Annotated in this window: 19 protein-coding genes and 2 tRNA genes; 13 read left to right on the top strand and 8 right to left on the bottom strand. The window is 29.3% G+C overall.

Features of this window, described 5'->3' with window-relative positions:
- The first annotated feature begins 373 nt into the window (after positions 1–373).
- The 3 genes from C7N44_RS04825 to C7N44_RS04815 all read left to right on the top strand — a co-directional run bounded on the left by C7N44_RS04825 (position 374) and on the right by C7N44_RS04815 (position 3,024).
- The gene (locus C7N44_RS04825; protein ID WP_105956782.1) at positions 374–1,534 is read left to right on the top strand and encodes a hypothetical protein; all 1,161 of its coding nucleotides are present in this window, start codon (positions 374–376) and stop codon (positions 1,532–1,534) included.
- 86 nt (positions 1,535–1,620) lie between these two features.
- Complete coding sequence (locus C7N44_RS04820) at positions 1,621–2,133, top strand: hypothetical protein (RefSeq protein WP_105956781.1); 513 nt, start codon at positions 1,621–1,623, stop codon at positions 2,131–2,133.
- A 171-nt stretch (positions 2,134–2,304) separates the two neighbouring features.
- Positions 2,305–3,024: a zinc metalloprotease gene (locus C7N44_RS04815; RefSeq protein ID WP_105956780.1), complete on the top strand. Its 720-nt coding sequence runs from the start codon at positions 2,305–2,307 to the stop codon at positions 3,022–3,024.
- A 14-nt stretch (positions 3,025–3,038) separates the two neighbouring features.
- Here the strand turns inward: C7N44_RS04815 and C7N44_RS04810 are convergent, their stop codons facing one another.
- Positions 3,039–3,962, bottom strand: a complete 924-nt coding sequence (locus tag C7N44_RS04810; RefSeq protein ID WP_105956779.1) for a lysylphosphatidylglycerol synthase domain-containing protein — start codon at positions 3,960–3,962, stop codon at positions 3,039–3,041.
- Positions 3,963–4,093: 131 nt separating this feature from the next.
- On the opposite strand from C7N44_RS04810, the gene C7N44_RS04805 reads away from it, so the two are divergent.
- Positions 4,094–4,498 carry a hypothetical protein gene (locus C7N44_RS04805; RefSeq protein WP_105956778.1) on the top strand — a complete coding sequence of 135 codons (405 nt, stop codon included), beginning with the start codon at positions 4,094–4,096 and terminating at the stop codon, positions 4,496–4,498.
- A gap of 75 nt (positions 4,499–4,573) precedes the next feature.
- Here the strand turns inward: C7N44_RS04805 and C7N44_RS04800 are convergent, their stop codons facing one another.
- Positions 4,574–6,190: a peptide ABC transporter substrate-binding protein gene (locus C7N44_RS04800; RefSeq protein WP_105956777.1), complete on the bottom strand. Its 1,617-nt coding sequence runs from the start codon at positions 6,188–6,190 to the stop codon at positions 4,574–4,576.
- Between the two features lie 422 nt (positions 6,191–6,612).
- On the opposite strand from C7N44_RS04800, the gene C7N44_RS04795 reads away from it, so the two are divergent.
- The 3 genes from C7N44_RS04795 to C7N44_RS04785 are packed head-to-tail and all read left to right on the top strand — an operon-like array spanning position 6,613 to position 9,689.
- Positions 6,613–8,271 (top strand): MFS transporter, encoded by a 1,659-nt coding sequence (locus C7N44_RS04795; RefSeq protein ID WP_157945047.1) that lies wholly within the window; start codon positions 6,613–6,615, stop codon positions 8,269–8,271.
- Positions 8,272–8,310: 39 nt separating this feature from the next.
- Positions 8,311–9,195: an aldo/keto reductase gene (locus C7N44_RS04790; RefSeq protein WP_105956775.1), complete on the top strand. Its 885-nt coding sequence runs from the start codon at positions 8,311–8,313 to the stop codon at positions 9,193–9,195.
- 56 nt (positions 9,196–9,251) lie between these two features.
- On the top strand, positions 9,252–9,689 hold the full coding sequence (locus C7N44_RS04785) for an Rrf2 family transcriptional regulator (protein ID WP_105956774.1): 438 nt from the start codon (positions 9,252–9,254) through the stop codon (positions 9,687–9,689).
- Between the two features lie 58 nt (positions 9,690–9,747).
- On the opposite strand, the gene C7N44_RS04780 is transcribed toward C7N44_RS04785, so the two are convergent.
- A complete protein-coding gene (locus C7N44_RS04780; protein ID WP_191983097.1) occupies positions 9,748–11,376 on the bottom strand; it encodes a malolactic enzyme in 1,629 nt (542 codons plus the stop codon).
- Positions 11,377–11,513: 137 nt separating this feature from the next.
- On the opposite strand from C7N44_RS04780, the gene C7N44_RS04775 reads away from it, so the two are divergent.
- Positions 11,514–12,392, top strand: a complete 879-nt coding sequence (locus C7N44_RS04775; protein ID WP_105956773.1) for a LysR substrate-binding domain-containing protein — start codon at positions 11,514–11,516, stop codon at positions 12,390–12,392.
- A 37-nt stretch (positions 12,393–12,429) separates the two neighbouring features.
- Here C7N44_RS04775 and C7N44_RS04770 read toward each other — a convergent pair whose 3' ends face one another.
- Entirely contained in the window at positions 12,430–13,302 is an 873-nt protein-coding gene (locus C7N44_RS04770) for a mechanosensitive ion channel family protein (RefSeq protein ID WP_105956772.1), read from the bottom strand.
- A gap of 177 nt (positions 13,303–13,479) precedes the next feature.
- Here C7N44_RS04770 and C7N44_RS04765 point away from each other — a divergent pair, with 177 nt between their 5' ends.
- Genes C7N44_RS04765 through C7N44_RS04750 form a run of 4 tightly spaced genes read left to right on the top strand, consistent with a single transcriptional unit; the run spans position 13,480 to position 17,149 of the window.
- Positions 13,480–14,034 (top strand): ECF-type riboflavin transporter substrate-binding protein, encoded by a 555-nt coding sequence (locus C7N44_RS04765; protein ID WP_105956771.1) that lies wholly within the window; start codon positions 13,480–13,482, stop codon positions 14,032–14,034.
- A 3-nt stretch (positions 14,035–14,037) separates the two neighbouring features.
- A complete protein-coding gene (locus tag C7N44_RS04760; RefSeq protein WP_105956770.1) occupies positions 14,038–15,744 on the top strand; it encodes an ABC transporter ATP-binding protein in 1,707 nt (568 codons plus the stop codon).
- Positions 15,734–16,561, top strand: coding sequence for an energy-coupling factor transporter transmembrane component T family protein (locus tag C7N44_RS04755; RefSeq protein ID WP_105956769.1), 828 nt, complete (start codon positions 15,734–15,736; stop codon positions 16,559–16,561). The genes C7N44_RS04760 and C7N44_RS04755 overlap by 11 nt, the downstream gene beginning before the upstream one ends.
- A 15-nt stretch (positions 16,562–16,576) precedes the next feature.
- A complete protein-coding gene (locus C7N44_RS04750; RefSeq protein ID WP_105956768.1) occupies positions 16,577–17,149 on the top strand; it encodes a TetR/AcrR family transcriptional regulator in 573 nt (190 codons plus the stop codon).
- Between the two features lie 32 nt (positions 17,150–17,181).
- Here the strand turns inward: C7N44_RS04750 and C7N44_RS04745 are convergent, their stop codons facing one another.
- Positions 17,182–19,095 carry an ABC transporter ATP-binding protein/permease gene (locus tag C7N44_RS04745; RefSeq protein ID WP_105956767.1) on the bottom strand — a complete coding sequence of 638 codons (1,914 nt, stop codon included), beginning with the start codon at positions 19,093–19,095 and terminating at the stop codon, positions 17,182–17,184.
- Between the two features lie 332 nt (positions 19,096–19,427).
- Here C7N44_RS04745 and C7N44_RS04740 point away from each other — a divergent pair, with 332 nt between their 5' ends.
- Positions 19,428–20,699, top strand: a complete 1,272-nt coding sequence (locus C7N44_RS04740; protein ID WP_105956766.1) for a GH25 family lysozyme — start codon at positions 19,428–19,430, stop codon at positions 20,697–20,699.
- 53 nt (positions 20,700–20,752) lie between these two features.
- On the opposite strand, the gene C7N44_RS04735 is transcribed toward C7N44_RS04740, so the two are convergent.
- The 3 genes from C7N44_RS04735 to C7N44_RS04725 form a co-directional block, all read right to left on the bottom strand.
- Positions 20,753–20,824 (bottom strand) — tRNA-Asn (locus C7N44_RS04735).
- Positions 20,825–20,863: 39 nt separating this feature from the next.
- Positions 20,864–20,935, bottom strand: a tRNA-Asn gene (locus C7N44_RS04730).
- 129 nt (positions 20,936–21,064) lie between these two features.
- Positions 21,065–21,814 carry an SGNH/GDSL hydrolase family protein gene (locus C7N44_RS04725; protein ID WP_105956765.1) on the bottom strand — a complete coding sequence of 250 codons (750 nt, stop codon included), beginning with the start codon at positions 21,812–21,814 and terminating at the stop codon, positions 21,065–21,067.
- Positions 21,815–21,838: the final 24 nt, after the last annotated feature.

The following is a 21,838-nucleotide window of genomic DNA, read 5'->3' as shown; positions in this document are numbered from 1 at the left end:
ATAAAAATAGCTATCTGAAAAAATTCAGGTAGCTATTTTTTATTTCTTAAATTAAATTTACAAATGTTATTGTAATTATTTTCTAATTGTTTTATCATTTTAAATAACATAAAACATGTACTTAAATAGGAGTGGATTATAATGGTGTGCATTTTTAATAAATCAATAATAAATTTTTATTTTTGGCATTATTTATTAATGCTCAACTTTTTAATGCGTGCTGTTATAATAACCTGTTCACACAGTAGTTCCGTTTTAAACGAATTATCTGTGTGAATTTTTTTATTTAGATACATGAAAAAAGCTCATGCAGTGTAATTAAAAACTGCATGGGCTTTTTATATATTTTTTAGTTTGAAGGTGGGGGTTATTTATGGTAAATGTGTTTTCAATATTTATAGTAATGTTGTTTTTAATGATTGGTGAATGGGTTTCCAAAATAACCCGCTCTTTAATTCCATCAGTATTTGTAACGGCAATTTTATTTGTGATTGGTTTTTGGACTTTTTTACCTAAAAATATTGTCAGTTCAGCTACATTTGATACTAATTTTGAGGGACTTTGTTTAGCTTTAATATTAGTGCATTTAGGCACTTTGATGAGTTTGAAACAATTATTAAACCAGTGGAAAGCAGTGTGTATTGCACTATTTGGAGTGATTGGTACGATAACTTTAACTTTATTTTTTGGTCATTTATTATTTAATTGGCACTCAGTAGTCGCCTCAGTTCCACCATTATCAGGAGGCTTAGTTTCAGTACTAATTATGACTAATGGGTTAAAAGCACAAGGTTTAGATCAATTTATAGCATTACCAGTTTCAATGTTGGTTTTACATTCCATTTTTGGTTATCCATTAACTTCTTATCTTTTAAAATCAGAATGTAAGCGACTATTGAAAAATTTTAGTAAAGATGATAGTTATGTTGCAAAGCCAATTCCTAAAATTCAGCCAATCAAGTCTAAAATTTCAACTGATTATAAAACCTCAGCATTTTTAATTACCAAAGTGTCCTTAGTTGGATTATTTGCGCAACTATTCAGTACTTTGATTCATAATGTAATTAATGTAAATGTTATTTATTTAGTTTTTGGTGTTTTAGCACATCAATTTTGTTTTCTTGAAGATAATATTCTAAATAAAGCGGGAATTGCTAATTGGTTAATGTATGGTTTGATGGCATACATTTTTTCGCAACTTAGTTTGTCTACTCCACAAGGTATGTTGTCCATAATTGGAGAAATCTTTGTGCTAATTATTTTAGGAATCTTTGGGATGTTTATTACTTCATTTATTCTATCGAAGCCATTTAAGATGTCATGGCAAATGTCGTTTGCTTGTGCACTAACAGCTTTATTCGGATTTCCAGCTGATTATATTATGACATCTGAAGTTACTCATAATATGACTAAAAATAAAAAAGAAGAGCACTATCTGCTAAGTAATATCATGCCCAAAATGCTAGTGGGAGGCTTTGCCACTGTGTCGGTTGCATCAGTAGTGATAGCATCAATATTTTTGAAAATATTATAAGAAAATTTGTTAATACATTGTTATATATTCGAAAATTTGATTATTTGTGTTAATCTATAAATATATCAATTATGAGGTGATTATATATGAGTGTTAAGTCAAAATTATTTAAAGTACTAGCTGTAGTTTCATTATTATTACCACTTGCATTGAGTGCAAATATTAGTAATGTTAATGCGAGTGCAAAGAAGTCACATGTAGTTAAAGTTGCTAAGCACAATAATACTACAGCATTTGCTGATGAAATTTATAATTTTAGTAGCTTTTTTAAGAAAGACTTATTACCAACAGTTAAACAATATAATGCTAAAACTAAATCTGGAAAAGAAACTAAAGAATTTTTATTAGCAGTTTTAAATGATAAAATGAGCAAAAAGCAATTCAGAAATGAATTTGAAAAATCAATGAAATCAAATCCTGAATATAAAATGACTTCAGCTAAAGAACGCAATAAGATGTTTGGTGAAGCTGCAAAACAATTTAAGAATTTTAAGCTTTCAGATCTAAACAAAATTTCTTCATTAGCTAAACGTTGGGTATTAGTTTTATTACAAGTTAATGATGGTAAAACTACTATCCACTTACCAGCAATGAAATAATATAAAAAATAGAAACTACTTTAAGGTAGCTTCTATTTTTTTACATAAATACATCGAAATAAAAGTATTTTATTGCAAAAATGTCTTGTGCTATATAATTTGATAGTGTAATATATTCCGAATATTAATAATTAAATGGTTATCGTAACTATTAGCAAAATGGAGGAATATATGAAGAAAAAATTATTAGTACTATTAAGCATTATGCTTTTACTTTTTGCCCCAGTATATACTACGACTCAAAATGTACTAGCTAATTCTAAACATCAATCAACAACTAAAAGGGTATTTAATGATAGAAATTATAAGGGAAAAGTTAATGATAAGAACACAAGCACATCTGTTTTACCTTTTATAAAAGATTACAAAACTGGATTAAGTATTAAACAAAAAATTAATGATGATGGAACCATTCATGTAAGATATGATGGGAATCCTAGTTTAATAGCTAATTTTCAAACAGCTATTGCTACTTGGAATAAATTAGGTGTAATTAAGTTCAAAATTGTAGATGATTCATCAGCGGTAGTTAATGTGCATGGTAATTTAACTTCAAAAGAAGATAATGATAACCCTTACTATATTAAGGGTAACTTGGGTGATACTAATAATTATGTTGACTATAACTCGCTAATCGTTCTTTCAGATGGAACTAAAATGAATTATATTTCTAATAGTAATATCTTTCTATATTCTGATGTATCAAAATTATCAGATAATAATAAAAATCACATTATTATTCATGAATTAGGCCATGCTTTAGGCTTTGATGATTTATATAGTCAAAAAGATCGTGGATTAATGATGTTTTACAATGCGCAAACTGGATCAACACTTTTGAATAAATTAGGCTCCGACGAAAAAAATTCACTAAAACACTATTATCAATAAAAAAAGGCCAGATCTTATGATCTGACCTTTTTTATATACTGATTATGAATAATCTTCGCAAAATATAATGTAATTCCTACTAAGAATGGCAAAATATAATAAGTTACTCGATAAATAATTAGCCAAGTAATTGCTTGATTAACATTTAATCCATTCATATGCATCCCGGTAATCATAATTGAATCAAAACTGCCCAATCCACCAGGAATGAAGCTAATAATTCCAATCATTCCAGCAATCGCAACTAATGCATAAATTGATGGAATACTGAAATGATAATCTAAGAATAAACCAATTGATACAAAGAATGATAGACAACAAATCCATTCAAAAAATGATCCAGTTAGTAATAAAATTGTATCATGTCGACTTAATGATTTAGCTCTGAAAAATACTAAAGTGATTAAATAGATAATAAATCCAATTAACACTAGCCAATAAAAAAAGTTTAATTTAATATCGAAGAAAAAATGCATAATTATAACAATGATTGCATTCATTGATAATCCAGTAAGAGTGAATAAAGCAATTTGAGAAACTTGTACGATGGTTTGTTTAACATCTTTGACTTTACCAAATAAATAAGTTCTTAAACTCCCACCAATAAGTCCACCACCACCAGCTAGGTTAGTGACAGTATTAATTACATAACTATTGACTAAAATTGTTGATAGTTTAAATTTCTTATGACTTTGTTTAACATATTCATAGTCATAGATGGCCATGGGAACCACTGATAGTAAACCTAATACAATTAGCATAACTATTTTAGTTGTTGTTAAACTACCAAATGAATGTAACACTTGATGCCATTCCACTTGTTTACGAATGGAGTTAAAGGCAATTGCAACTAAAATAATAATTGCTATGATATATATACTTTTTAAAGCGCGACTATGTTTATTGAAAAAACTGGTTATTTTTTTACTGATTTTCATTTATATTAACCATTCCTTTTACATATTGATAAAACATTTATTACCATTTTACTATATTTAAGTCAAAATTGCTTTTTGACATATTCATTAAAAATTGTTTAATATTAAACATGAAAAATGAGGTGAATTGAGTGAACAAATATAAAAAAGTATTTTTTATTTTTTTGTTATGTTTAACGGTTTTATTTGTAATGCAGACAATTATTAGTATTCCAAAGTATTTACATAAAACAAATCATTTAGAAGCCCATCATAAAATTACTTATCAGGATTTAGCAAAAAATAATTTTTATGTAGGTAAGACTTATGATTTAAACAATGTCCATGTGGATCAACAATTTTCTAGAAATAATAGTAAAGAGGCTACGGTTTCTGATAATAATAATCATTTATACTTCGTTAAATTAAAAGATCAATATTTACCAAAAGAAAAGCTATCCTTGCATTGTAAAGTAGAGTCATATCGTACTTTAAAAACTAATCTTGGTTATAAGTATCACTATCCAGTTTTAGAAAAATTAGACATAATAAAATAAAAATGAATGTTCTAATAGATAGAACATTCATTATTAATACATATTTAATTTAAGTGAAACATCAACTATAATTTTTTATTTGACATATGCTTTTGCAAAATCCCAAACAGGGCCATTACCTAAGTAGCGAACATCATGAATATTACTTTTTATTAATTCAGGTTGCCCAATTTGATATAAAGGAATAATTGCTTGATCATTTAGCAATATCTTTTGTGCATTTACTAAATCATCCCAACGTTTAGCCGGATTTAATGCATCTTGATCATTGGAACGATCAACTAATTTATCATATTCATTGTTTTTCCATTTAGAAGTGTTAATTGGATTAGTAGAATATTTAGTATTTAATGGGGAAATTGGATCACTAATTGATGGATCCCATCCAGAGATGGAAATTTGGTATTGAGATTTAAGTGAACGTGGAGTAGCTACATTCGATGGTAATAATTCTAATGATATTTTCATGCCAGGGAGCTTTTCCATTTCACTTTGTAAGAATTCAGCGACATTTTTATTAGTTCCATCATTACTACTCATAATTGAAGCATTAATTGACTTTTTACCTAATTCTTTCATGCCAGCTTTCCATAATTGCTTTGCTTTATTGACATTAGTAGAAGTATCATCAGTAACGCCAGCATAATCATTAAAGTCTTTACCATTATGATAAGCTAATGTATCTGGGACCATTCCGCGAGAAACAACTGAACCGTCACCTAAAATATCATGAATTAATTGATTGCGATTGATAATTAAAGAAAGTGCTTTTCTAATTTTAATATTGGAAAACTCGGGAATCTTCATTTGGTTTAGTGATAGATATTTCACAGTAAAAGTTTTTCTTAAATGAAAGTCTTTATTATCCTTATAATTATTGTATTGTTGTTTTCCAGATAACAGTGTTTGATCTAATTTACCACTTTGATATTCATTTAAGGCAGTTGAAGGATCTTTAATAACTGAGTATTTGATATTGTTTAACTTAGTTTGGGCATTATCATAGTAATATCTATTTTTAGTTAAATTCCAAGTATCATTACTGCCAGTCCATTTAGTCACTTTAAATGGACCGTTGTAAACAATCTTGTTACTCATGGTTCCATATGCACTACCATATTTGTCTACTGCTGATTTTAATTGTGGATAGAAGATTGGTAACGTTAAAATATTTATAAAATCAGCCTGTGGTTTAGATAACTGAATTTGTAATTTATAGTTATTAAGTGCTTTTACACCTAATGAAGAAAGCGGCTTTTTACTATTTTTAATTTCGTTATAGTTTCTAATGTTGGCCATATAATAAGCCATTTGTGAAGCTGTTTTAGGGTTGGCACTACGTTTGATAGCATATTCAAAATCTTTAGCAGTCAGGGCACGTCCATTGCTCCAACTAGTTTTCTTTAAATCAAATGTATATGTTTTACCGTCTTTTGAGACTTTATAATCCTTGGCAACCGCTAATTTAACTTTATTGCCACCATCAGGAGTAACTAAACCTCTGAAAGCATTAAATAAAATTTGATCACTATTAACGTCAACGGCCTTAGATGGATCTAAACTTTCAAGTGATGCACTGGTCATCCAATTGATTGATTTTTTATTTTCAGCATTATTGTTACCACAGCCGACTAATACTAAGGCTAGTAAAAGTAAACTGGTCGATAATATTGATAATCTAAATTTTTTCATAAATTATTGCTCCCCTTAAATAATAAAATACAAATTCAGATGGCCATCTAAACAAAAAAGGATATTATAAAACAGCAAAAAAAGCTGATTTATAATATCCTCATGTATTTTTAATAAATTAATAATTTAAATTATAATCCACTTGAAGACATTAAAATCAGTTTTATTCATACAACATTGAAATTGTTTGTTAAACATAATAATAACCTCCTCAAGATTGATTAATTACAAGTATATCTTAATGATTATTAAAAATCAATTAGAAAATTTTTAGTGGAATTTATATTAATATTTAGCCACTAGATATAATATATATTGATTAAAAAGTATAAACAATATATACTGTTTATATCATAAACAATTTAAACATAACAAATAATTAATCGTTTATGAATTATATATTTGGAATAGGAGTGTATTTGATGAGTAAACTTAAAAGGATATCTATTATCTTAGCAATGTGTATTGGAACGTTTATGTGTTTAGTTAATGAAACCATCATGAACGTTGTTTTGCCAGAAATTCAAAGGGGATTACATACAAACCTATCCTCAATGACTTGGGCAATAAATGCTTATACTATTATATTTGCAGCATTAACAATTCCATTTGGACGATTAGCTCAAAGAATTGGTGTAAATAAATCCTTTTTAGGTGGAACTGTTGTTTTCTTAGCAGGGGCAATTGTTGCAGCATTCGCACCTGATGTTAATATGATTATTTTGGGTCGTTCTATTCAAGCACTAGGAGTTGCATTTGTTTTTCCTTTATCTATGGTAATTGGAATTTCTTCTGTTTCAGAAAAAGGAAGATCGGTAGTAATTGCTTTGCTCAGCATGACTCAAGGATTAGCAGGAGCACTTGGACCTACCATTGGTGGAACTTTGTCTGAAAGATTTAACTGGAGATGGGTTTTCATTATTAATATTCCACTAGCAATCATAACTATTTTATTAGGAGTATTTTCTTTAAATCTTAAAGAAAAAGTTGTTAATAATAAAATTGATATTTTTGGTAGTATCCTAAGTGCCTTGATATTGTTCTCGCTAACTTTAGGATTGGTACAAGGTAATAAATGGGGATGGAATAGCATTGGAATAATTGGATTATTTTTGACAAGTGCAGTAGGTCTAATTATTTTTATTGTATATGAAAGACACATTGATTATCCAATGATTCCAATGAAACTATTTACTTATCGAAAATTTAATGGAGCTGCTCTTTCAATGTTGTTAGGAACAGTTTTCTTTGTTGGAGTTTTAACAGTACTTCCTACTTATTTTGTTAGTCTACAAAACAAAAGTGATTTAACAGCAGCATTATTAATTACTCCCGCTTCAGCAATGATTGTATTATTTTCACCTATTTCTTCTATGCTAGTAAATAAATTAGGTGGGAAAATTGCTGTTATATTAGCAGCTTTGTCGATGGGAATATCATATATCTTGCTTTGGAATATAGATATGAATAATGAATTTCATGTCGGAATAACCTGTGCAATTTTGGGAGCTGGTTATGGGATTATTACTGGGGCTATGCAAACACTTGCTGCTTCTGATTTTCAAGGAGAGTTATTATCTTCTTCACAACCTGTAATTTTAGTTATGCGGTTAGTCGGTTTTGCTTTAGCGGCATCGATATTTATTACAGCTTTAAGTAATAATGTATCAACCGCTAAAAATAGTTCAATTAGATATGCATATACTCAAATTGATAATTTGAATTTAAACTCCAAACAGTCAAATAGTATGAAGAATCAGGTTTCTTATCGAATTAGACATCAAAAAAATAATAAAGATAGTAAATATAAAGTATCTGATTATCAAAAACAGTTAATAGTCAGTTCAACATTAGAAAAAGTACCAGTTCAGTTTCGTAATAAAATTAAACCAATAATTGAGGAAAAAGTTGGACATAAGATCCAAAAAACTGAAAATAAAATTAATCTAAGCACTACTAGAATTAGTAATCATACTAAATCACAGTTTACTAAAGCGTTTATTGATATTTATAAAGTAGCAACACCATTTGTATTTTCATTAGTATTACTTTCATTCATCTTTAAGCGTAGAACAAAATAAATTTCTAAAAATTGATAATTTTGATTGGGGTGTTTGTTTATGAAATATTTTACATTAAATGATGGCAATCAAATTCCAGCTAATGGTTTTGGAACTTTTAGAATACCAAACACACAAAAATGTGTTGATTCAGTTACACAAGCTATTAACGCTGGTTACAGATTAATTGATGATACAGCAGAAATTTATGGGAATGAAGAAGCAGTTGGGATAGGAATAAATAATTCCTATGTCTCAAAGGATGAACTATTTATTACTTCTAAACTATGGGTTAATCATTATGGATACGAAAAAGCTAGTAAATCTATTGATGATATTTTAAAACGCTTGAATACAGATTATTTAGACTTATTATTATTACATCAACCCTTTGGTGATTATTATGGTGCATGGAGAGCAATGGAAGATGCTCAAAAACAAGGTAAAATCTTATCAATTGTAGTTTCTAATTTTACAACACGTAATTTAATTGATTTGGATGCTTTTAATAAAGTGAAGCTAGTAATTAATCAAATAGAAATCAATCCATGGCGACAAGAACATGATAGTATTAATAATTTAAATAACCTTGATGTACAAGTAGAATCGTGGTCACCTTTTGCTGAAGGTAGTAATAATCTTTTTCATAATTCAGTATTAAAGAAGATTGCTAAAAAGTATAACAAGACAATTGCTCAAATTATTTTACGTTGGGAATTTCAGCTTGGAATTGTTTCTTTATGTAAAAGTGTTCATTTTAATAGAATAAATGAAAACTTTAATATTTATGATTTTAATTTGGATAATTTAGATATGAAGAATATCAGTAATTTGAATAAAAACTATGGAAGTACAGAAAAAATAGGTGGAAAACTAAGTGATGATGATTCAGAAAATATTATTAAATATTTAAATGTAGCTAATAACTTGAGCACTAACATTTAAAGATATATGATATAATTTTATTATATTATTAAAGCTATATTAGGAGATGAGAGTGATTGGCTTATTCTGCTGCATTTTCTCAGTCTATTGCTATTTTGGCGTATATAGACATCAGTTCTACAAAAGAAGACTGTAAATATTTATCAATTAAAAATATTTCTGAACAATTGTCTATTCCAGTTCCTAGTATTAAAAGACTAATCTCAATGTTAAAAAGAAATGGTTTACTAGATACTAAAGCAGGTGTGGATGGTGGACTTGCATTAAGCAATGATGATAGTAAAATATCTCTTTTTGATATTTTTAATGCAATTGAGGGAATTAATAATCCACTGTTTAAAATCTATAAGGATTTTGATTTTAAAAATTTCGAAGAAAATAAATCTAAAGTAGAAAATATTTTAGATAAACAGGAAAGAGCTTTAAGCAAAGTAGAACTAGATATGGAAAAGAGTTTGAAGAATATTAGTTTAAAAGATATCGTTGATGGATAAAAAAATAAGCATCGAGTGAATTCATTAAAATTCATTCGATGCTTATTTAATTTATATATTAGTATTCAGGATCCCACTTAGTATTTTCGATAGCTTTAACAACATCATCAATCTTTTTACGAGTTAAATTACGTTTTACAGCACTATCAGCCACAGCCTTAGCAACAGTAGTTGAGAATTGATCTAATTTAGAAACTGGAGGTAAGACAGCAGCACCCGGTTTGTCAGTATCAACAATACCACCAAGTGAGTGGGCAGCTGCGGAAATCATTTCATCGTCTAGTACGGTTGCAGTGGATGCAATTGCACCTAAACCTAGACCTGGGTAAACTAATGCGTTATTAGCTTGACCAATTTGGTAGGTGGTGCCATTGTATTCAACATCTTTAACTGGAATACCAGTACCGATTAATGCTTTTCCATCAGTCCATTTTAGTAAATCTTCAGCTTTAGCTTCTGCCAACTTAGTTGGGTTAGAAATTGGGAAGACAATTGGGCGTTCAGTATGAGCAGCCATTTCTTTAATAATATCTTGAGTAAAGCTACCAGGTTGAGTTGATGTACCAACTAAGATAGTAGGGTGAACAGCTTTAACAACTGCTTCAAGATTTGTTAATTCATCAGGATTTTCAAATTCATCACGTTTGTGAGCAAATGGTTTTTGTTGAGGAGTTAATGTTTCATCATCATCAAATAGTAGACCTTGCTTATCTACTAAATAGAAGTGTTTTTTAGCTTCTTCTGGATCCATTCCTTGCTGAATGAACTCATCATAAACACGAGAAACAATTCCAGTTCCAGCAGTACCAGCACCAAATGAAAGATAAACTTGGTCAGTCATCTTTTCGCCAGAAATATTTAATGCACCCAAAATACCAGCTAAAACAATAATTCCAGTTCCTTGGATATCATCATTAAAGACAGTGTATTTGTCTTTATAACGATCTAGAATTTCGGCAGCGTTTCCCCGACCAAAATCTTCAAAATGTAAGTACATTTCTGGGAATAATTCCTCAGCATCTTCAACAAAAGTATCTACAAATTTATGGTATTTTTCACCATAAACTCTTTCATGGCGATTACCTAGATACATAGGATCATCTAATAGTTCTTTGTTATTAGTACCAGCATCTAAAACAACTGGAAGAACTTGGCTAGGATCAATCCCAGCAGCGGCAGTATATACCATTAGTTTACCAACAGCGATGTCAACACCATTAGTACCCCAATCACCAATTCCTAAAATACCTTCAGCATCTGAAACAACAATTAACTTGATGTCACGACCATCAGCAGCGTTCTTTAATGAGGTTTTGATAGTATCTAAATCATCATCGATTGATAAGAAAGTTGCGTTTTGTGGTTGAACGAATAGTTCACTGTAATTTTCAATAGTTTCAGCAATTGTTGGATCATAAACAATTGGCATGAATTCTACAACATGTTGTGAAAATAGTTTGTAGAATAATACTCTGTTTTCATTAAAAATTTGCATTAAGAAAACACGTTTTTCTAAATCAGATGGTTTTGATTGAAATTGTGCGTATGTTTGATCTACTTGTTCTTGTAAAGTTTGTACATATGGAGGAAGTAATCCTTCTAATCCCAAAGATTTACGTTCTTCTTTAGTAAATGCAGTACCCTTATTCTTGAATGGGTCATTTAAAATATTGTATCCCATAGTCATAGTACATACCTCTTTTCTTAATTAATATATTAGATAATAATACATAGTTTTTTGATAGTCAAAACTTAGTGTTATAATAAAAATAATTTATATGTAAAAAATAAATGCCGTTATTTCAATAATTAAAGGTGGTTAAAATGAATACTAGAGATCTTGAATATTTTATAAGCTTAACCGAAATAAAAATTTTTTCGAAAGTAGCAGAAGAATTTAATGTGAGTCAGCCCACCATTACTTTTGCATTAAAAAGATTAGAAAAAGAAATGGATTCTAAACTTATTATTAGACATCGTACACATGGTGAATTAATTGTTACCGATAGTGGAAAACAGTTATTAAAACATGCTCGAGCAATTATTCGCCATTTTGAAGTAGCTAAGCAAAATATCGAAAATCTAAAATCAAATAAAATTTCAATTGGCTTGCCACCAATTATTGAAACTAAATATTTTCCTAAAATTGCCCAACATTTGAAGGAAGAAAATCTATTAAATAATATTACTACTTTTGAGTATGGTTCTGAAACCACTTTAGATGCATTGAAGAGTGGAGAATTAGACTTAGCATTATTAGGATCAATTAATCCGATGGAAGATGCACGCATTGAAACTGAGGAGATTGATCAGATTCCTTTTTATGTATATGTATCGAAAGAAAATCATTTAGCTAAGCAAGATTCAATCAAATTTAGTGATTTAAAAAATGAAGATTTCATTTTATTTAAACAAGGTTTTGTCCAAAACGAATCATTTCGTCAATTAACGAAGAAAAATGGGATGCATCCCAACATCATTTTACGTTCGAATGAAACCAATAACATTATGAATCTAATTTCTAATAACGTTGGAGTAGGCTTTTTTAACTCATTTGTTAGCTATCCTGAAAATGTAGTTAGATTGAAGCTAGAAGATGATAACATGCCCAAGTTCGTTACCAATCTAGTTTATTTAAAATCACATTATTTCAATGAATTGCAGCAAAAGGTGCTGGATAACATTAGAAAATCAATTAAATAAAAAGGAATGCCATATAAAATAGGCATTCCTTTTTTGTTTATCCTTTTGAAATATCTGAGATAACTTTGTTATTAGGTAATGTAATCCCAGCAGCCTTAATAGCTTCTAGATATAATTGTAGGAATTCAAATTGAACATCGAATCTAGCTTCATCAGTTGTTGGAATATATTCTTTAACAGCAATGGTGCCATCACCCATATCAACGGTACCTAACAATTGAGGAGTATCAATAATTCCTTTAGTTTTTGGTACGTATTCTTTGTTAATATCTTTCATAACATTAATTACCTTGGTAATTGGAGTATCAGGATTAACACGAATATTAATTTCAGCTTTCATGCGTTCCTTAGACATATTACTAATACCTGTAATATTACGATTAGGAATAAAATTCAAAGCATCATTATTACTTCTAATCTTAGTAGTTCTTAATCCTAATTCAGAAACAGTACCAGTAACATCACCAATTGTTACATAGTCACCAATATTTATTTGTTTTTCAAATAAAATGAAAAATCCATTAATAATATCGCTAGCAAGGCCTTGTGCACCAAGACCAATTGCTACTGAAAATAATCCAGCACCAGCTAATAAAGTACCGATAGGAACCCCGATAATGGTTAACGCCGAATAAATCCAAAAGAATACTAACATATAAATGTATGCATTCATTGATAATGAGTGTAAAGTTTTCATTCGATTAGATGAAATATTACTATTTTCCTTGTGTGCATAATTACTAAATAAACGATTAATAATGGCCTTACCGATAGCTCTTATAATTAAAAAGAAAATGGAAATTAAAACTAGGTCAATCACTATGTCTGTGATGTTACGTAGAATTTCATCCCATTTAAATCCTTCAAGATATTTAGTAAATACACTAGGATTGTCAGCTTGTGCAAGCATTTGATTCACTCCCTAAATATTTTAATTAAATATAATAATAACATTTATACATTTAATAATGATAGCAAATAGACTACTGTGCAAGCATTTTAAAAATGATACACTAAAATTAACAATTTTTTGTAAGTAGAGCTGTTATAATGTTTACATAAATACACATAAAATGAGGTATGAAATATGCATAGAAAAAAATTAAGTGTTCAAAGTGTGGTTGCAATCGGTATTGGAACTGCAATTTTATTTTTACTAAAAAGATATGTTTCGATTCCTTCAGGAATACCTAATACTAATATTGATACCTCTTATGGATTTTTAGGCTTTATATCAATTATGTTTGGTCCGATTGTTGGCTTTTTTGTTGGTTTCTTTGGTCATTCCTTATCTGATTTCACTCAATTTGGAGCTCCATGGTGGACCTGGGTATTTACAACTGGTTTTATTGGCTTTGCTATTGGATTACTAAAAAGATACATTGTATTAGCGGATGGTAAAATTGGTTTAAAAAAATTAGTGGTATATAACATTTATCAAATTTTTATTAATATTATTGGCTGGGTTTTACTTGCGCCAACTGGAGATGTATTAATTTATTCAGAGCCCAGCAATAAAGTTTATTTACAAGGGATTATTTCAGCAATTACTAATAGTATTTCAACTGGAGTAATTGGAACTATTTTATTGGTAATGTATGCTTCAACTAAAGTCGAAAAAGGTAGTTTAAAAAAGGAGTAGTTTATGCCCAAAACAATGATTGAATTTAAGAACGTTACTTTTCGTTATAATGCGCAGGCAGAACCTACTTTAAAAAATATTAATCTGCAAATTAATGAGGGCGAAAAGGTTTTAGTAGTGGGGCCTTCTGGTTCCGGTAAATCAACACTAGGTAACTTAATCAATGGAATAATTCCAGAAAACTTTCGTGGTGATTTATCTGGTGAAATATATATTGATGGTAAGGATGCCAAAGATATGTCGATATTTGATACTTCATTAAAAGTCGGTACCTTATTACAAAATTCCAATGACCAGTTTGTAGGATTGACAGTGGCTGAAGACATTGCTTTTGGGATGGAAAATGATTGTTTTGATAACCCAACTATGCGCGCTAAGGTTAACCAATGGTCTAATAAATTATCAATTAATAATTTATTGAAACAAGCACCTAATAATTTATCTGGCGGTCAAAAGCAACGGACTGGACTAGCTGGTCTGTTAGTTGATGATTCACCAATATTATTATTAGATGAGCCTTTAGCTGCATTAGATCCAATGGCAGGTCATGAATCAATTCAGTTACTACAAGATTTACATAATGAATTGAAAAACACGATTGTTATTATTGAACATCGTTTAGAAGAATCCTTAACTCAAGATATTGATAAAATAGTTTTAATGGATGACGGTGAAATTGTTGGTATTTATCATCCAGCAGAACTTTTAAAAAAGAATATTTTGAATAAATATGGAATCAGAGAACCATTATATATAGAAGCTCTTAAAAAGATGGGTGTGAGTTTAAACACACTAAATGAGATTGATTCAGTTGAAAAGGTTAATGGCCCAGAAGTTGCAGATCGCATAAAAAAGGTTAGCGCTAATGTCAAGCCAATTAGTAATTACAATGATTCAGATGACATTTTATCAATTAAAAAATTAAGCTTTTCATATGGTAAAAAAGAAATTTTTGATAACCTGAATGTTGACATTCAAAAAGGTGATATGGTTTCTTTAGTGGGTAAAAATGGAGTAGGTAAAACAACTTTAAGTAAACTCATTGTTGGATTTTTGACACCCAATGCTGGAGAAATTAAGTTCAATGGTGAAAGCTTATTAAACAAATCCATTAAAGAGCGCGCTGATGATATTGGTTATATTATGCAAGATCCAGATAAAATGATTAGCAAGGTTATGATTTATGATGAAGTGGCTCTAGGTTTGAAATTACGACATTATCCTAAAGCACAAATCAAGGCAAAAGTTAATCATGCATTAAAAATATGTAATTTATATCCATTTAGGAATTGGCCAATTTCAGCATTAAGCTATGGACAAAAGAAACGATTAACCATAGCTAGTATGTTAGTCTTATCGCCGAAATTGTTAATTTTGGATGAACCAACTGCTGGACAAGACTACTATCACTATACTGAAATCATGAATTTCCTAAGAAAATTAAATCATGAACAAGCCTTAACGATGATCTTTATTACTCATGATATGCATTTGATGGCTGAATATTCAACACGAACTTTAGTTATTGGTGATCATAATATTTTACGTGATAATACCCCAGCAAAAGTATTGGATGATGAACAACTGCTTGCTAAGGCGAACTTAAGAAGAACTAGTTTAAGTATTTTAGCCAAGCGCTTTAACGTTAAATATAATGATTTTTCAAATTACTTAATTGGCAAGGAGCGAGATAATCAATATGAACAGTAATTTATTTGGATACGATCACAATAACACTTGGGTACATCAATTAACTGGTACCAGTAAATTAATCTTTTTTATCTTAGTATCAATTATTGCAATGATTAGCTATGATTATCGTTTCATCATCTTGGTTTTATTATTATCTATTTTTGCTTTTAAGCAGTCACAAATTAAATGGGTACAAATTAAATTTGTAGTTAAGTTAATTTTTATTTTTGCAGTATTAAATTTAGTAATGGTCTTTGTATTTTCACCTAATCATGGTGCAGCTTTATATGGCACTAGGCATGTTCTTATTAATCTAGGATATTTTACAATTACTAAGGAACAATTGTTCTACGAATTGAACTTAGGATTAAAATATTTAGTTACGGTTCCGATATCGTTAATCTTTTTAATTACTACTAATCCTAGTGAGTTTTCTGCTAGCTTAAATAAAATTGGTGTATCTTATCGTTTAAGTTATTCTCTTTCATTATCATTAAGATATATACCGGATGTGCAAAATGACTTTAAAGAAATTAGCTTAGCCCAACAAGCTCGTGGATATGAAATTTCTAAAAAAGGAAAATTATTTAGTCGATTGAAGGGCACTACACAAATTTTAATTCCGTTAATTTTATCTAGTTTAGATAAAATTCAAACGATAAGTCAGGCGATGGAACTACGTAGATTTGGTAAAAATAAACATCGCACTTGGTATATGAACCGTAATTTTAATAAAAAGGATTATTCTATAATATTGTTGTCAATTTTCATTGTTATTTTAGGAATTTTATTTATGAAAATGGATGGTGGCAGATTCTATAATCCGTTTATCTAAGGTCGTGATTTAGTAATGGCTATTTATGAAGCCAAAAGGCAACGCACAAGGCAAGATATTATTGATAATACAATTATGATTGCCCGAAAAAAAGGATTAGAAAAAGTAACGGTCAGTGATATTATAAAAATTACTGGGATTAATCGTAGTACTTTTTATCGTCATTTTGCAGACAAATTTGATTTAGTTAATTTTATTGAATCCAGTATTTTAAATGAAATAAAAATTAAATATAATGTTTTTAGTAATTGTAGTAATGAGGAATTGGAACAAGGTAAACCGCAAGATATTTTTATCAAATCACTATTAAACATAATTGAAAAAAATCATCAATTATTGTCTTTTTTATTGAGTGAAAAAGGTGATTTTGAATTTCATTTTCAATTAGTCCGTTTCTTTGAATCAATTATTAGAAAGTCTTTAGATAAAAGTCCAGACAACTTTGATAGTAAAAGAAATAAAATATTTTCTTTTTATTGTGCAGTTGAAGCAATTGGATTAATTTCTTTTTGGGTTCATAATTTTGATGACTATTCAAAAGATTATATATACAAGTTTATAAATAAAGACATGTGGTATGTAATATAAAAAGGATGCTCGATAATGAGCATCCTTTATTTTTATTCAGCACTTAAACTTTCAATTGGATCTAACTTAGCACCTTTATTTGCAGGTAGAATTGAAGCCAACAAGTTAATGATAATTGAAATGATAATGCCAAAAATTGCATTGCTAGGAGTAATTTGAATAATTGAATATCCGATTGCATTATCAACAGCAGCGTTAATACCAAATTGTAATAGATAACCAATTAAAACTGATAATACTGATGAGAATAGTCCTAGTAATACTGCTTGAGAAACAAATAGCATTCTAATGCTTCCTTTAGTTACACCTAGTGCACGTAGAATCCCGATTTCTTTAGTACGCTCTGAAACACTAATGTATAATACAACAATAATCATAATTGCTGATACTAATAATGATATTCCAGCAATTGCAGCTAGGACATAAACTGCTAAATTAATGTAAGTATTTAAAGTAGAAACAATGGATCCAGCACCTGAAACACTATATGTGTTCTTTCCATTAACTTTCATATTGTTAATACTATTTTGAACAGGTGTGACATTACCAACACCACCTTTAATTTTGGCATCAATGAAGGTGGTAGTCATCTTAATCTTGTTATCAGCTAAAGCATTCTTTACAGTATTGTAAGTTGTAATAACTAATGGTGATTGTGAGTCATAAACACCAGCAATCTTAAATGTTTTAGTAACAGGGAAAGGACGACCATCTTTTTGTGCGGTAAATGTAGTTTGAACTTTTTTGCCAACTACAGAACGATAATTCTTTTTATCTAAACTTTGAGCAGTTGTCTTATTAATCAATACTTCATTATCTTTAGGAGTAGTTCCTTTTTTAATATTATTACTGTTAATTGTAGAAGCACTGGTAGTCAACATTTGACTTTGAGCAGTCTTCTTACCGTATTTAAATTGAATCCCGCTTGAGGCATAACCTTTTTCAGCAGAAGAAATGTCTTTTACATTTTTAATCTTATTAATATCAGAAGCTTTGAATGATGAATGATCATTAGAATCTTTATGTTGAATTTGTACACTATTAGGATTTACTTGTGAGTAAATTTCATGATTAATATAACCACGAACTCCATTACCTAAACCAAGCATGAAAATAACTGAAAAGATTCCAATCATTCCACCAAAAATAATTAGCCAATTACGCTTTGCATTGTACTTTAAATTGTCCCAGGTCATTTTTAAGGTGGAACTAAATGCTAATGACTTAGATTCTAGAGTTTCATCTTTTTGTTCAGGAAATTTATCACGAAGGTTTTTATCTTGGTCAATTTTTCCGTCTGTCATATGGACAATACGAGTTCCATAGGAAGCCACTTTATCAGAATGAGTAACAGTTAAAACCAATTTACCTTCTTTTGCAATATCTTCTAGGATTTGAAGAATTTCTTCAGTGTTTTGTGGATCTAATGCACCAGTAGGTTCATCAGCAATTAACATTTCTGGATCACCAGCTAATGCACGGGCGATAGAAACACGTTGCTTTTGTCCACCAGATAATTGGTTAGGATGCTTATGCATGTGTTCCTTTAAACCAACTTTTGTTAATAATTCTTCAGCTCTTTTACGTTGATCACTTTTTGATAATGTTGTCATTTCCAATGGAACCATAACATTATCTAGAAGGGTTAAATGACTAATTAAATTAAAACTTTGAAAAATAAAACCAATTGTATTACGACGATATTCATCTAGTTGTTTATCAGTTTCATGTTTTAAGGATTTACCATTTAATAAAACATCACCAGAATATTTACTATCTAGACCACCAATAATATTCATTAGAGTTGATTTTCCACCACCAGACTCACCTAAGATGGAAATCATTTCACCTTTATTGAATGCTAAATCAATACCCTTTAAGACTTTGAATTCATCTTTTCCTAAGTAATAGGACTTCTGAATGTTTTTTAATTCTAAGAAGGACATTTTAATACTCCTTTCATGTTTCTATATAAAAGATTGTACCAACTATTATATTAAGAAAACAAAAATATACAATCATCAAAATGAAGAAAAGTGTTGCATTTTATATAAATTTATATAATACGTTCAAATATATTATTAGTATTGTAAAAACTTAAGATTCTCTTTTAAATGTTGATTTAATAGTAATTTAACATTGATTTTATAATATAAATTTATTTAAAATAACAAAATTGTTATATTTTGTAATATTGTCATATCATTCTTGCAACATTTAGCCTTTATACTAGTAATTAGTATTGATATTAGAGAAGTATAAATAGGGGTGAATTATATTGATTAAAAAGAGGTCAATGTTTTTAATGTTGGCAACTTTATTTGCATTTTTATTTTGTGTAAGTTTTGCTAATACAAATAAAGTACATGCAAATAGTAATCGAGTTTATGATCTGTCCGAATGGCAAGGAAATTTTACTGCTAACAAAGTTAAGAAATTAAAACATGAAGTGCCATTTGTTATTTTAAGAGTTCAATATGGTAGTTCTTATCATGATAAAACTTTTAATAATAATCGTAGACTATTAGAAAAGTATGGATTACCTTATGGTGTTTACTCATTTAGTAGATATTCAAGTTCAAGTGCTGCTAAAAATGAAGCTAAGCATTTATATAAATTAGCACCTAATGCTAAGTTTTATGTTAATGACTATGAAATGGCTTCAGTAAAACACGGTAGTTCTAACAATGCTACGAAGGCATGGGTTAGGGCACTACGTCCACTGGTAGGTAGTAAAAAAATCCTATTCTATTCCTATCAACATTTTATGTTGCAACATGCAGCTAAAGCATTGAAATATTATGATGGATATTGGGTGGCAGCATATCAAAGTAAAAAACCTTCGGTAAATAGTGTAATGTGGCAATATACTGATCGTCACTATTCAAGTGCATTAGGTAAAAAGATTGACGCAAGTTTATTAGGTAAAGGTAAAGGTTGGTTTATTGGTAATGTTGAATTGCCAGTTGCTAACAAAGACGATAATGCGAGTAGTAAATCAACAAACACATTAGTACCCGATAGTAAAAAGAAAAGTAGACCTGTTAAAATTCAAGGTAGTGTAAAATATTATAATAGTAATTTAAAACTTACTGTTAAAGATAATGCTAACTTTAACTTTTACAATCATTTAGGCGAGGATAAAACTTATAGCTCTAGAAAACGACTACATTTAGTTAAAGACTATAAAGCTGCTACTCTTTTTGCTAACAAAAAGGGAGTTACTAAAAATGGTGATGTTTATTATCGTGTAACTCGTCATGGTAAGAGCATGGGTTGGATTAAGTCTAATTCAGTTGAAAACTATATTGATTATAAGAATACTGATAATGAAAAAACCATTAAGGCAGATGCTACTGGTGAATTCAATGAACATGTAAAGGGTAGTCATTTTGCGGAAAATAAAGTACTAGGTAACATCCAAAATTTAGCTGGTAAAAAAGTTAAGATTATTGGACAAGCTAAAAAGGTTGGTTGGAATACTCATTATTATCTTGTGCAATATGAAGGTAAAACAATGGGATGGACTTATCAATCAGTATTTGAATAAGAATATAAAAAAGACTAGTCATAATTAGACTAGTCTTTTTTATTTATAAATAGCTGCTCCAGCTGGACTCGAACCAGCAACCTTCGCATTAACAGTGCGCCGTTCTACCATTGAACCATGGAGCAATTAATCATATTAAAATATTTAGAGAAAAATATCTCTAACTGCTCCAGCTGGACTCGAACCAGCAACCTTCGCATTAACAGTGCGCTGTTCTACCATTGAACCATGGAGCAATAATTTTTAGAAGATTGTTATTTATCTCCTTGGATAATATATTACTATATTTTAATTTAAATGCAAGTGTTTTTTAATTATTTTTTAATTAAAATAAAAGGAAACGATATTTTATATCGTTTCCTTTTCTATAGTGCAAACATTTGATCTAAGTTCTTAACAAAAAGTGGTGTCCATCCATATCGATAACCAGCACACGTTGGATGTGCATCATCTGCCATAAAGTATGGATTATCATGATTCATTTTTTTGATTTCTTTGTTGTTCCAAACATCAATAATTGCAAAATGCCATTTCTTTTGTAATTCAAAGAGTTTTTCACGTAATAATTCATATCCAGGATCAGGTTTTCTTAAGCATGTATAAAATACAATAGGACAATCCCAATGCTTTTGTACATATTCGATGATATATTCAATTGCACCGATTGTGGTATTAGTATCGAAATCCTCTAAATTATATGAATTACTAATTTGTCCAATATCTTTTTTCTTTCGTTGATCATTGGTTGATAATTGACAAGCAAACAAGTCAATGTTTTCGTCAGTATTTAAGTTGTTTCTCATTCTTGAAACATATGATGAAGCTTCTTCACCAGCTAAAGTAGTACCACTGACAGCCTCTTTAATAGTATTAACTCCATGTTCAATATTTAAGAAGTCAACAAATGACTTTCCTTTAGATGCTAGTCCATGAGTAATTGATGAACCTAGAAAAACCATTTTTTTACCGTTAATATTACTGTCAACAAAGAATTCTTTTGATGGCATGTAGATTTCTTTATTGGCTTTTCTGAGTTGCATACTTTTTTTGGAAAGTTTATATAAGATTGCACTGGCAAATGTAAAAATAGCTGTTTTAATTAATCCGTTTTTCATATTTAACTCCTTTACTAATTATCG

Source organism: Apilactobacillus quenuiae, assembly GCF_002994005.1.
GTDB lineage: Bacteria > Bacillota > Bacilli > Lactobacillales > Lactobacillaceae > Apilactobacillus > Apilactobacillus quenuiae.
Note: the sequence above shows the minus strand (reverse complement) of the source record. Positions and strands in the feature narration are given on the sequence as shown.

Excerpts from the sequence above, each read along its gene's own strand:
- C7N44_RS04725 (WP_105956765.1), bottom strand. The coding sequence starts at position 21,814 with ATGAAAAACGGATTAATTAAAACAGCTATTTTTACATTTGCCAGTGCA.
- C7N44_RS04755 (WP_105956769.1), top strand. The coding sequence starts at position 15,734 with ATGAACAGTAATTTATTTGGATACGATCACAATAACACTTGGGTACAT.
- C7N44_RS04790 (WP_105956775.1), top strand. The coding sequence starts at position 8,311 with ATGAAATATTTTACATTAAATGATGGCAATCAAATTCCAGCTAATGGT.
- C7N44_RS04750 (WP_105956768.1), top strand. The coding sequence starts at position 16,577 with ATGGCTATTTATGAAGCCAAAAGGCAACGCACAAGGCAAGATATTATT.
- C7N44_RS04795 (WP_157945047.1), top strand. The coding sequence starts at position 6,613 with ATGAGTAAACTTAAAAGGATATCTATTATCTTAGCAATGTGTATTGGA.
- C7N44_RS04820 (WP_105956781.1), top strand. The coding sequence starts at position 1,621 with ATGAGTGTTAAGTCAAAATTATTTAAAGTACTAGCTGTAGTTTCATTA.
- C7N44_RS04825 (WP_105956782.1), top strand. The coding sequence starts at position 374 with ATGGTAAATGTGTTTTCAATATTTATAGTAATGTTGTTTTTAATGATT.
- C7N44_RS04760 (WP_105956770.1), top strand. The coding sequence starts at position 14,038 with ATGCCCAAAACAATGATTGAATTTAAGAACGTTACTTTTCGTTATAAT.
- C7N44_RS04770 (WP_105956772.1), bottom strand. The coding sequence starts at position 13,302 with ATGCTTGCACAAGCTGACAATCCTAGTGTATTTACTAAATATCTTGAA.
- C7N44_RS04815 (WP_105956780.1), top strand. The coding sequence starts at position 2,305 with ATGAAGAAAAAATTATTAGTACTATTAAGCATTATGCTTTTACTTTTT.
- C7N44_RS04775 (WP_105956773.1), top strand. The coding sequence starts at position 11,514 with ATGAATACTAGAGATCTTGAATATTTTATAAGCTTAACCGAAATAAAA.
- C7N44_RS04745 (WP_105956767.1), bottom strand. The coding sequence starts at position 19,095 with ATGTCCTTCTTAGAATTAAAAAACATTCAGAAGTCCTATTACTTAGGA.
- C7N44_RS04780 (WP_191983097.1), bottom strand. The coding sequence starts at position 11,376 with ATGACTATGGGATACAATATTTTAAATGACCCATTCAAGAATAAGGGT.
- C7N44_RS04800 (WP_105956777.1), bottom strand. The coding sequence starts at position 6,190 with ATGAAAAAATTTAGATTATCAATATTATCGACCAGTTTACTTTTACTA.
- C7N44_RS04765 (WP_105956771.1), top strand. The coding sequence starts at position 13,480 with ATGCATAGAAAAAAATTAAGTGTTCAAAGTGTGGTTGCAATCGGTATT.
- C7N44_RS04810 (WP_105956779.1), bottom strand. The coding sequence starts at position 3,962 with ATGAAAATCAGTAAAAAAATAACCAGTTTTTTCAATAAACATAGTCGC.